Here is an 11,393-nt window from a genome sequence, read left to right on the forward strand (position 1 = left end):
TGTGTCCTTACAGATGTCGGCAAAAGCCGCCGGAAACGTCCAGCGCCGCACCGGTGGTAAACGAGGCCAGCGGTGAGGCGAGAAACAGTAGCGCCTGCGCGGGCTCCTGCGGCTTGCCGAGGCGCGCCATCGGAATACCGCGTTTGCGGGCGATCTCCGCCGTCCACTCCGGCCAGCTCTGGCTTTTGTCTGTCCGGTTTTCAAAGCGACGCTGCCACTGTCCGGATTCGACCATGCCAAGCAATATCGAATTCACGCGAATGCCTTTACCCACCAGCTCTTTTGAGAGCGTCAGCGTCATGTTCAACAGCGCCGCGCGGGCGGCAGAGGTGGCAATCATGTGCTCCTCCGGCTGAAGCGCCAGCAGGGAGTTCACGCAGGTGATGGAAGCGATGTCGGACTGCTCCAGCAAAGGCTGAAACGCCTGCACCGGGTTGATCACGCCAAACAGTTTGAGTTCGGCTTCATGCAGCCACGCCTCGCGCGGGGTGTCATGGAAGTGCGCCACGTATCCCTGCCCGGCGTTATTGATCAGCATGTCCACAGCACCAAAGCGCGCCTGAACGGCAGCCGCGAAGGCCTGCATCTCGTCAGCGTTCAGTACGTCACAGCGATAAGAGAAAACCTCCCCGTCGGGGTATTCGTTATGCAGCGCGGCATGGGCGCTGGCGAGGCGATCCGGATCGCGGCCACAGAAGGCCACTTTTGCCCCCTCGCCCAGCAACAGGCGCAGCGTTTCGAAGCCAATACCAGAAGAACCGCCGGTGACGACCGCTACGCGTCCGTCGATTTGTGCATTCATCGCGCACCTCTTCGTTAATACGTAAAAGCTGTTGGTTAAAAAACGCATCGTTATCGAGATAGCTGGCGTGACCGGCCTGGGCAATGGCGATAAACGGCATGCCGTAGCGCAGCGCCAGCCCCTGCACCAGCTCGGGTTGCGTGATCGCATCCTGCTCGCCGCACCACACTTCAAAGTTGCCGGAATAGCGCTTCAGCCAGCCATGAATATCGTCGTGCGCCAGCATCCACGCGGCGGCGAGGTAGCCCTCGGGGCGAAGCCTGCGCATGCCTGCTGCCACAGTGGCGATATCCGCTTCACGCGCGCCGGGACGCAGCAGTTTTGCGGCGCGGGTCTGCGCGAGGATTTCACCGCCGAGGGCCATCTGCTGCTCGCGGCTGCGCCAGACCTGCTCGCGCTGCTCCGGCGCGGCCTGGCCGTAACCCTGCGCGGCGTCCGCCAGCACCAGATGCAGCACACGATCCGGATATTTCGCCGCAAAGGCGCTGGCAACCAGTGCCCCGAGTGAATGGCCCACCAGCACCGTCTGCCAGACGCCAGCCCGATCAAGCATCGCCGCCAGCGCGTCGGCGTAATCCCCCGCGTTCGCCCGTTCCGCGGCTAGCATCGGGCTTTCGCCATAACCGGGCATGTCCCACGCCAGCACGCGAAAACCGTTCAGCGCCATCTGCTTGTGCCAGGAGGCTGCACCAGAGCTGATCCCGTGCAGCAGCATCAGCGGAACGCCGCTTCCCTGTTCACGAAAACCCGTCATCATGCCCCCTTAGTTCCGCTTCACTTTCGAGAGAGGATGGTCCGCCGGGTAGGTCGGAATTTCCGGCTTGTTGGTGCCCAGCATGACGCACATCAGCGCCTCTTCTTCGCCGTGGTTAAACAGCCCGCGATAGATCCCCGGCGGCACGGAGATCAGGTCGCGCTCGCGCAGCACGGTTTCGGTGTAGTTATCGCCGTCCTGGATCATCAGCGTGATCTGCCCTTTGAGCATGAAGAACACCTCTTCCACATCGTCGTGCAGGTGCAACGGTCCTTCGCACTTCGACGGCAGCACCATGGTGGAGAAGGTAAAATGGTCCGCCTGCACGGTGTTGGTGTCGCTCGCCACACCCGTGGCGCCGGTGCCGATATAGCGCATCTGCGCGCGGCGGTATTTCGGGTCAAAATCGGCCTGGAACTTCAGCGCGTTCCAGTCGTATTTGCGACCCTCAAAGCGCGCAATACGCGACTCGACCCACTCTTCCATCGTCAGGTGGTCAGGTTTGATACCAGATGTATTGGTTACGGTTGAATCAGTCATGACACTCTCCTCAGTAACGTCTCAGCAGCGGCAGTAACAGGACGCAGCCCACCGCCGCCATCACCGCCAGAAAAATCAGCCCGGAATCCATGCTGTGGGTGAAGGCGATAAGCGCGCCCATCACCGCCGGCGACAGCGCGCCCGCAAAGTTTCCCAGCCCGTTGAAAATGCCGCCCGCCGTGGCGCTCACCCGTGGATGGGTGGCCTTTGCCAGCAGGGCGAAAATGTTGGGTGCCCCGGTGCCCCACATGAATGTGCTGAAGCTCATCGCCGCAATGATGGTCAGCGGGGTGTCGAGGTGCATTACGGCCGTGAGCCCGACAGCGGCCCCCGCCATGGAGATAAAGCAGGCCGCCGCACGCTTATCGACCCGGTCAGAGAGCCACGCGCCAATCACTTCCCCCGCCAGCATGGCGATGAACGGCATCGACGACAGCCAGCCCGCGTGCTCAAGATGGATCCCTTTGCCTTTGATCAGATAGCCCGGCAGCCAGCCGTTGATGCCCCACAGGTAGGTCAGGAAAGCGATGTTAAAGATGCAGATGATCCAGAAGTGCGGGCTGACAAACAGCTCGCGCCGTGCAGCACGCCGTTCGTCCCGGGAGGTCTGTGACGTACCGCTCTTCGCCTCCAGACGGATCCCGCGCAGACCCACGCGCACAAAGATCAGCACCGGTACGGTCAGCATCGCCATCACGAAAAAGGTGCTCTGCCAGCCGAAGGTGTTCAGCAGCCAGAGGGAGAGCGGGAAGCCAATCGCCGCCCCCACCGGCGTGCCCAGCAGCCACAGCATGGTGGCGCGCGCCTGAAGATGCTGCGGGAAGTTGTGGCGCACAATGGCGAAGGCCAGCGGAAACAGCGGCCCCTCCGCCACGCCCAACAGAATGCGCAGCACGATCATCAGCGTGTAGTTATGGGTAAAGCCCATCGCCACCATCAGTACACACCACACCACCATCATCCCGGTGAGCAGGCGCAGCGGGGCGATTTTGTCCCCCAGCCCACTGAGAAAGACCGATGAAAAGCCGTAGCTCAGCAGGAAGGCGCTCATCAGAATGCCGAGGCGCGTGGTGTCAAAATCGATGCCCATCGCCTGCTGAAAATGGCTGTCAGAAAACAGCGCCGCAATGCTGATTTTGTCGAAAAACGCCAGCAGCACGCAGGCCAGCAGCGACAGCGGGATGGCCCAGCGCACCGCTTTTTCAGGCGTGCGGGTCCCCTCACCGCTCGCCTCAACGGGCGCGGTGTTGGTCTCTAATGTGGTCATGTCTCCCCCTACGGGTGCGGGTTAGCTATCGCAATGACATCAGTGAAAAAGTCGGGTCGGCGAGCGGCACGTCTGATAAATCCCGCCCGGCCGCCATCCAGCGTTTCGCCAGCTTGACGGTGCGCGCATCGTTGAACGCCACCAGCTGCGTCAGGCGCCCGTTTTCGTCCAGCGAGAAGTACAGCGCGTCTTCACGCACTATGGTGCGGCTGCCCGGCTGCGGAATGCCGAGGATCTGAATATTGTGCTGGTATTGATCCGACCACAGCCACGGCGCGTCGTCATAGCCTGCCGCATCGGGGTTAAGCATCGCTTTTGCCGCCGCCACCGCCTGATTCTGGGCGAAGGCCCAGGACTGAATGCACAGGCCGTAATGATGATGCTGTGCCACATCCCCGGCAGCGAAGATGGACGGATCCGACGTGCGGCCCTGCGCATCCACCACGATCCCGCGTTCGGTTTGCAGCCCCGCGTCGCGCGCCAGCTCCAGATTGAGATCGACGCCGATCCCTACCACCACCGCATCAACGGTTTCACGTTTGCCGTCACAGTGAATGACCGGCAGGCCGCCGTCGTCTTCCAGCTCCAGCGCGCCGCTGCCGGTACGGATATCCACGCCCTGCTCGCGGTGAAGGGCCTCTAAGCGCTGCGATACCTCGCCGCTCACCGAGCGCATGCACAGCGCGGGCTGCTGCTCGAACAGGGTGACCGCCACGCCGCTTTTGCGCGCAGAAGCGGCAATCTCCAGGCCTATCCAGCCACCGCCCACAATCGCCAGGGTTTGGCTTTCCGCCAGCCGACGTTTCAGGCGCTGCGCGTCCTGCCAGTGGCGGAGGGTGTAGACCTGCGGATGCACAGACCATGCCTCGCCCGGCAGGCGCGCCCGCCCTCCGGTGGCAATTAAAAGTATGTTGTAACTAAGATGCTCGCCGTTGCTCAAACGCACCGTTTTCGCCTTGCGGTCAATCTGCTCCGCGCGCAGCGGACGGTACCAGGTCAGATTCAGCGCCTGCTGAGCCTCTTCAGTAAAGAGTCGCGGAAGCGTCGCGTCCGTCTCCAGCAGAGCCGCTTTCGACAGCGGCGGACGTTCATAGAAATCCCACGCCTCTTCCGCCACCACGCAGATCTCACCGTCAAAGCCCTCATCGCGCAGGGTTTTCGCCGCCCAGCCCCCCGCCTGACCGCCACCAATAATGACAATGCGCGACGTCATACCGCCTCCGGTTTTTTCTGCTGGCGGCGTGTATCGTGGTCGATACCGCCTTCCACCGCCCACTCGGTAAAGGAGACCAGCGAGTGCTCCAGCTCGCGCGGCTGCCAGTTTTCCGTCAGGTAGTCGTCATTGGTGTAATACTCGAACGCCCCGCCGGTCGGGCTGTTGACGTACCAGAAGTAGGCTGACGACACCGGATGGCGGCCGGGTCCGATAAATGTGCTCCAGGCGTTTTTGTTCATCGCAATCCCGCCGCCGATCACTTCGTGAATATCGCGCACGGTAAAGGCCACGTGGTTCAGGCCGCGCTTACGGTTCGGCAGCTGCAGCAGGAACAGGTTGTGATGGCCGCCGCGCACGCCGCAGCGCAGGAATACGGCGCGGTTGATGTAGCGGTCAGAGACCTGGAAGCCGAGCACCTCGCGGTAGAATTTCTCCACCGCCGCGAGCTCCTCCACGAAGAACACCACGTGCCCCACGTTAATGGGCTGGGCGCGATCGTAAACCGGGCTGGGGGTGTCGATACGTCGAGCGTCGCCCCACTGGTTGATCGGCTCAACGTTTAGCTCCACTTCGGTCTGCTGGCTGACCTGCACACGCAGCGTCATGCCGTTCGGGTCAAGACACTCCAGGGCGTCACCCACTTCGCGAAAGCCGGGCTGCTGCGCAAGCTTCGGGCGCAGCGCATCCAGATCTGACTGTGCGGCAACCGCCCATGTCATGCGGCGAAGGGTGTTGCCCGCTTCAAACGCCGGGGGCAGGTCGGGGCTGTCGATCGGGTTAAGCTCCACGCGCGCGCCGCTCAGGGTGGTAAAACGCTGGCCGCTGGCATCGCCCGTCAGGCCAAAATCACGCATAAATTTGGCGCAGTGCGTCAGGTCTTCAACGCCAAATTCCAGCTTTTCAATTCCGGTTACACTCATCGTTCGTTGCCTCATCTGGCCCAAATTGGGCGTAAAACATGCCCGACGCAGCAAAGCGCCTGACGTTAACTCACTGATTTAACTGGCCTGTGATAAATACCCTAAGAAGCCAGAAATTTTGTCCGCCGCCAGACGAACCTCGTTTTGCAGTCGCTCGCGGTCGGCTTGTGGGATCTCTTCCGACGGCACCAGAATGCTCACCACCGCCGCCACGCGATGGCTTCGGTCAAACACCGGATAAACGATGGAGGAGATACCGTGGCGGAAGAAGGATTCACCGATCACGTATCCGCGGGCTTTATCCTGCTGCACCATCTGCCACAGGGCTTCACGGTCGTGAAGCTGACCCGGTGTGTTGCCCGGCAGGCGCTCGTGCGGGAACAGCTGTTCGAAATCGGCGCGGGAAATATCGGTCAACAGCATGCGGCCAAGCGAGGTGCAGTGCACCGGCAAACGGGTACCAATGCTGACCTGGTTGATGCGTGACCCGGCGGCGCTGACGCGGGCGATGTAGATGATGTCGCGCCCGTCGCGGATCGCCAGATGGCTGCTGCACTGGCTTACGTCGCGCAGTTGTTCAATCACCGGCTGACCCACCTGCGCCACATCCAGCGAGGCGATGTACTCAAAACCCAGACGCAGCACGTTCATGCCGAGCGAGAAGGTATTGGTACGGGTGTTGCGCTCCAGAAAGCCCATATATTCCAGGGTCTGCACCACACGGTAGGCGGTGGCCTTCGGCATATCCACCAGCCGGTGCAGCTCGGCAAAGGTCAGTTCGCGATGCTGCTCGCCAAAGGCCAACAGCAGCTGCAGGCCACGCTCCAGCCCCGGTACCAGATACTTCACTTCCTGATCGTTTGCCATCATCGCCCTACCTTAGTTAAAGACAAAACCGCCGTTGACCGGGATCAGCTGCCCGGTGATAAACCGCGACAGATCGCTTAACAGCCAGACCACGCTGCCGGTGACATCTTCCGGCTGCTGTGCCCCCGTTAACGCCCGGCCGTTTTCGTAGAGCTGATGCCGCTCGGCGGGCACATATTCGGTGGCCTCAACCCGGGTCAGTCCCGGCGCGATGGCGTTAATACGAATACGCTTTTCACCAAGCTCGCGCGCCATTGAGCGGGTCATGGCAATCACGGCCCCTTTGCTGGCGACGTAGGCCATCAGGCGCGGCGCACCCCACAGGGCAGTGTCGGACGCCACGTTCACTATCCCTGCCCCCTCGCGCAGAAGGGGTACCGCGGCCCGCGTCACCAGCCAGGTGCCTTTGACGTTCACGCGCATTACCCGGTCCCACAGATCCGGGTCGTAATCGAGCAGATTTTTGCCGCCCACGCCGGTCGCCATCGCCGCGTTATTCACCAGCCCATCAATCTGCCCCTGCTCGCCAATCGCGTTGAACACCTGCTCAATGGAGGCCGGATCGGCGAGATCGATAACGTGCGATTCGATCGTAAAACCCTGTGCCCGCAGAGCGTGTGCGCTTTCGGCCAGCTCACCTTCGAGGATGTCGCACATCACCACCGCGGCACCCTGCTCCGCGCAGGCGCTGGCGAAGTGATAGCCCAGCCCGCGCGCGGCGCCGGTCACCACGATGCGTTTCCCGCTCAGCAGCGCATTCATCAGGCGGCTCCCTGCTGCGCGTCACGCATCGCCAGTTGTTCTTTAGCGGCCTTTTGCATCATGCGGCGCAGGCGCGAGAGGCCGACATCGTGCTGGTACAGGTATTCGTGGTCGCGGGCGTTGGGCGCCAGGCTTTCCAGCACCACGCGGTCCTGCTCCAGTACCTCCCAGTGCAGCTTTTCCAGGCGGTTGCGGTACATAAAACGCCACATGTCGCGCTGCCAGCCCTGCACGCGGCGGATACGCCAGAAGAAGACGCGGCAGTTGTCGTTATCTTCCGGCACCACCATGCCAACGATGAAGAAGTGACCGCCCGGCCCAAAACGCTTCTTGTACGGAATGGAGAGTCGCATCCAGCAGGTGCCGCTGTTGCCCAGCTCCACCCAGTCGAAGTTGACGCCGCTCTGCCCTTTTTTCTCGAAGATAAAGCCGGTCTTCGTCGGCTGCAGGACCATGTCGGCCTTGCGATCCCCTTCCGCCATCGAGTGCGAGGAGGAGTGCAAATAGGTGCCGTGCATCGGATCCATCACATTTTCCAGCGCGTACTGGTAGTTACATTTCCAGGCTGCGGTGCAGAGGAAGTTGCTGAAATGTTCCGTGTCAGCGAGTTCATCCGGGAAGGTCAGCTCGTCCGGCTGCTGATCGGCAGTGACGCCAAACCACAGGAAGATGGCGCCGTGCGCCTCCTGCACCTGATAGCTGCGCACGCACTGCTGGCCGACCAGCGGACATTTGTCCACGGCGGGCACGTCTTTCACTTCACCGTTGCCCGCCACTTCCACGCCGTGATACCAGCAGGCGATGCGGTCGCCGAGATTCCAGCCCATCGACAGACGCGCGCCGCGGTGTGGACAGCGGTCTTCCAGCGCCTGCACCTGACCATCTTTGTTGCGCCAGACCACAATCTGTTCGCCCAGACGAGTAATGCCCACGGGCGCAGACTGCACTTCCCAGCTTGCCAGCACCGGATACCAGAGGCCACGCAGACCTTTATCGAGATAGTTTTGTACGGTAGTTGTCATCGCGTCGTCCTCAGTAGCCGTTAACCTGTAAGAATGCCTGGAAGCTGGCGTCGCTCCACGGCTCGCCCTGCTGGTCGTGCATGCGCACCGCGTTCAGCCCGTTGACCAGCTCCGGCAAGGTTTCAACGCCCTGCTCAAAGAGATCTTCCAGCGTGGCGATAAGGCTCACTTCCCAGTTTTCCGGCACCCGGCTGCGGGTCTGCCAGATCAGGTTCTGATACTCACCCGGTTTATGAATGGCGCCGTTCCCGCCTTCTGCCGGGGGCGTAAACTGGCGGCTTTCGGGCAGCGCCGGGTTGAAGTTCAGGATGTCGCTCATGCCACGGTCTCCTCGACAAAAGTAATCTGGATTTGATTTTCAAAGACCCGAACCGGGTAGCGGTTAAGGTTTCGGCCGCCGGGGCCGTGCAGGCACTGGCCGGTTTTGACGTCGAACACCGCCTCGTGCAGCGGACATTCCACTTTGCCGTCCTCGACAAAGCCCTGACTCAGCAGCGCATAGGCGTGCGGGCATACGTCTTCCAGCGCGTAATATTCGCCGTCGATTAAATAAACGCCGATCTCTTTACCTTCTACGTTGCCGCTAAAAGGGAAATCTTCCTGTACTTGTTCTGCGTCACATACGCCTATCCAGCTCATCACGATCCTCCAGGCTTTTGTTTCATATATGAAACTCTGTTTCTTATTTAATACGGTCAATATAAAAGCGATGAATGTTTCGTCAAGCGTAAATGTGACGAATTTGTTAATTGATCGGCAATTAATAAGCTAAGTGTGCAAGGGATCACGAAAAAATGCAGCGATATGAAATTTTCATTATTGAGGCGTGAAAGAATACGTTTTAGTGATGAGCTAAAAGAGTAAATGAAAAATATTGACTTCTTTTCTTTTTCTTCCTTAAAAATAAAGCAAAGAAAAAGCGACAGGTTTCACCTGTGAAACACATTTACAAACAACCTTTTAAAAACAATAAGTTTCACAGGTGAACCATTTTAGCTCCGTGACAATCACATTGATAAAAATATAAATTCTCGAACGCATAAGGCGGGCAATATGACGGCAAGATGGCAAGGCACAATTGCACTGTTATTTCTCATTATTATTTCCTACGTTGACCGGGTAAATATTTCGGTGATGATTTTAAACCCGGAATTTGCCGAACATTTTCAGTTAAATGAAAACAGAATGTTACAGGGAATGTTAATGACCTGCTTTCTGCTGGGTTATGGATTCTCGGCCTTATTATTAACACCGGTTATCGAAAGCAAACTGCATTATCGACATGGATTATTAAGCAGCATTGCGATTTGGGCTCTGGTCTGCGCCATTTCCCCCTTACTCGGCTCGCTGATGGGAATGCTCATCGCACGCATGATTCTGGGCGTCGCGGAGGGGCCGCTCTTTTCACTGAAAACGCGCTTTATCAGCGATAACTTTGGTGCAGAAGAGATTGGCAAACCCAACGCCGTGACCGCGCTGGGCGTCTCGCTCGGGCTGGCCGTGGGCTTTCCGCTGGTGACCTGGTTGATGGCCCATCTGGGCTGGGCCGGATCATTTTATGCGCTGGCGGCAATCAACCTGCTCCTTGGCGGCGGCCTCATCTGGCGTTTCCTGCCGGCACCGCGCGGTACGGTAAAAATGCACAAACGGGGGCTCGCAGAGACAGTGATGCTTGCGTGGCAAACCCCGCTGTTGGGCTGGATCCTGCTGGTTGAAATCGCCACGCTGAGCTATCTCTGGGGGAGCAGCGCCTGGCTCCCGGCGTGGCTACGCGACGAACATCACTTCTCGCTGCACGCCACGGGCATGCTCGCTGCCATCCCCTTCCTGTTGAGCCTGGGCTCAAAATTCCTTGGCGGGGTACTGCTCGATAAAATGCGGCCGGAACAGGCACCGGTGCTGTTTGTGGCGGGCGGGGCGCTGACGGCGTTATCCGTGATCGCGCTGATGCTCAGCCATCAGCCTGCCTGGCTGGCGCTGTTTATGCTGTCGGCTAACGTCTTCTGGGGACTTCAGGGCGCGGCCATTCCGGCGGTGATCCAACATCACGCCGCGCGGGAGGCGGTGGGGAGCGCGTACGGCATCATTAATGGGATCGGCAATATTTGTGCCGCCTTTATTCCGCTGCTGATGGGAATGGTGATGAGATCGGTGGGGTCGGTCAGCTCTGGCTTTTCCGTGCTGGTGGTGTCGCAGATTATTACCCTGCTGGCGGGGGGAATGTTGCTGCTGCGCATGCGTCGCGCAGCAGCACTCAGCGCGTAAGGCTTATTCGCCTTTTTTCGCGGCCTGGATATAGAGCATCTCCAGTGCCAGGGTCGCCGCGGCCAGCGCGGTGATCTCGGACTGGTCATAGGCAGGCGCCACTTCCACCACGTCCATCCCGACAATGTTCAGATCCTTCAGGCCGCGCACCAGTTTGATGGCACGGTCTGAGGTCAGCCCGCCGATCACCGGCGTACCGGTACCCGGGGCAAACGCCGGATCCAGACAGTCAATGTCGAAGGTCAGGTACACCGGCATATCACCGACGATCTGCTTAACCTGCGCGATGATGTCATCCACGCCGCGATCGTTGACCTGGCACGCGTCCAGCACGGTGAAGCCGTTGTCTTTGTCAAACTCAGTACGGATACCGATCTGCACGGAGTGGTTAGGATCGATCAGACCTTCGTTCGGTGCGGTGTAGAACATGGTGCCGTGGTCGAACTCGCAGCCGTTCGCGTAGGTGTCGGTGTGCGCATCGAAGTGCACCAGCGCCATTTTACCGAAGTGCTTCGCGTGGGCGCGCAGCAGCGGCAGGGTCACGAAGTGGTCACCACCGAAAGAGAGCATGCGCTTACCGGCAGCCAGCAGTTTCTCGGCATGCGCCTGCAGCTTTTCGCTCATTTCACGCGCGTCACCGAAGGCGTACACCAGGTCGCCGCAGTCCACCACGTTCAGGCGTTCGCGCATGTCGAAGTTCCACGGGAAGCGGTTATGCTCCCAGGCCAGGTTGGTGGAAACCTGACGGATCGCCGCCGGGCCGTGACGACCGCCCGCACGGCCTGATGTGGCCATATCAAACGGCACGCCGGTGATCACCCAGTCTGCGTCGCTGTCGTACGGCTGGAAGTTCATCGGAAGGCGTAAAAAACCAAACGCGTTAGAAACCAGAGAGTTGTCGTACTGATGACCTAAAGTGCTCATGTCCTGACCTCTTTTAAAGTCGATACATTAAAAACAGATGAAAAAAAATCCCCT

12 protein-coding genes and 1 pseudogene are annotated in these 11,393 nt (G+C 59.8%); 1 reads left to right on the plus strand and 12 read right to left on the minus strand.

Annotated elements, in window-relative coordinates:
* Positions 1–7 precede the first annotated feature (7 nt).
* From ACTJJI_RS22575 to ACTJJI_RS22625, 11 genes and pseudogenes are all read right to left on the minus strand, one after another.
* The gene (locus ACTJJI_RS22575; protein ID WP_014833202.1) at positions 8–802 is read right to left on the minus strand and encodes an SDR family oxidoreductase; all 795 of its coding nucleotides are present in this window, start codon (positions 800–802) and stop codon (positions 8–10) included.
* Positions 789–1,556, minus strand: a pseudogene (locus ACTJJI_RS22580) (alpha/beta fold hydrolase); the annotation flags it as partial. The pseudogene ACTJJI_RS22580 and the gene ACTJJI_RS22575, both read right to left, overlap by 14 nt.
* Positions 1,557–1,565: 9 nt before the next feature.
* Positions 1,566–2,096 carry a cupin domain-containing protein gene (locus ACTJJI_RS22585; RefSeq protein WP_014833204.1) on the minus strand — a complete coding sequence of 177 codons (531 nt, stop codon included), beginning with the start codon at positions 2,094–2,096 and terminating at the stop codon, positions 1,566–1,568.
* Positions 2,097–2,106: 10 nt separating this feature from the next.
* A complete protein-coding gene (locus ACTJJI_RS22590) occupies positions 2,107–3,363 on the minus strand; it encodes an MFS transporter (RefSeq protein ID WP_063426892.1) in 1,257 nt (418 codons plus the stop codon).
* Between the two features lie 25 nt (positions 3,364–3,388).
* Positions 3,389–4,576: an NAD(P)/FAD-dependent oxidoreductase gene (locus tag ACTJJI_RS22595; protein ID WP_440655609.1), complete on the minus strand. Its 1,188-nt coding sequence runs from the start codon at positions 4,574–4,576 to the stop codon at positions 3,389–3,391.
* Positions 4,573–5,499, minus strand: a complete 927-nt coding sequence (locus ACTJJI_RS22600) for a VOC family protein (protein ID WP_014833207.1) — start codon at positions 5,497–5,499, stop codon at positions 4,573–4,575. Before ACTJJI_RS22600 ends, ACTJJI_RS22595 begins: the two co-directional genes overlap by 4 nt.
* 78 nt (positions 5,500–5,577) lie before the next feature.
* Positions 5,578–6,366, minus strand: a complete 789-nt coding sequence (locus ACTJJI_RS22605; protein ID WP_038983568.1) for an IclR family transcriptional regulator — start codon at positions 6,364–6,366, stop codon at positions 5,578–5,580.
* A gap of 12 nt (positions 6,367–6,378) precedes the next feature.
* On the minus strand, positions 6,379–7,128 hold the full coding sequence (locus ACTJJI_RS22610; protein WP_342902075.1) for an SDR family oxidoreductase: 750 nt from the start codon (positions 7,126–7,128) through the stop codon (positions 6,379–6,381).
* Positions 7,128–8,150: an aromatic ring-hydroxylating oxygenase subunit alpha gene (locus tag ACTJJI_RS22615; protein ID WP_094915967.1), complete on the minus strand. Its 1,023-nt coding sequence runs from the start codon at positions 8,148–8,150 to the stop codon at positions 7,128–7,130. Before ACTJJI_RS22615 ends, ACTJJI_RS22610 begins: the two co-directional genes overlap by 1 nt.
* A 10-nt stretch (positions 8,151–8,160) precedes the next feature.
* Complete coding sequence (locus tag ACTJJI_RS22620; RefSeq protein WP_083020677.1) at positions 8,161–8,469, minus strand: recombinase-like helix-turn-helix domain-containing protein; 309 nt, start codon at positions 8,467–8,469, stop codon at positions 8,161–8,163.
* Positions 8,466–8,789: a Rieske (2Fe-2S) protein gene (locus ACTJJI_RS22625; RefSeq protein ID WP_013098654.1), complete on the minus strand. Its 324-nt coding sequence runs from the start codon at positions 8,787–8,789 to the stop codon at positions 8,466–8,468. Before ACTJJI_RS22625 ends, ACTJJI_RS22620 begins: the two co-directional genes overlap by 4 nt.
* Before the next feature lie 414 nt (positions 8,790–9,203).
* Between ACTJJI_RS22625 and ACTJJI_RS22630 the strand changes: the two genes are divergently transcribed.
* The gene (locus tag ACTJJI_RS22630) at positions 9,204–10,415 is read left to right on the plus strand and encodes an MFS transporter (protein ID WP_440655613.1); all 1,212 of its coding nucleotides are present in this window, start codon (positions 9,204–9,206) and stop codon (positions 10,413–10,415) included.
* Positions 10,416–10,418: 3 nt separating this feature from the next.
* Here ACTJJI_RS22630 and speB read toward each other — a convergent pair whose 3' ends face one another.
* A complete protein-coding gene (gene speB / locus ACTJJI_RS22635) occupies positions 10,419–11,339 on the minus strand; it encodes an agmatinase (protein ID WP_002434404.1) in 921 nt (306 codons plus the stop codon).
* Positions 11,340–11,393 lie beyond the last annotated feature (54 nt).

The organism is Enterobacter sp. 22466 (genome assembly GCF_052044775.1).
Classification (GTDB): domain Bacteria; phylum Pseudomonadota; class Gammaproteobacteria; order Enterobacterales; family Enterobacteriaceae; genus Enterobacter; species Enterobacter dissolvens.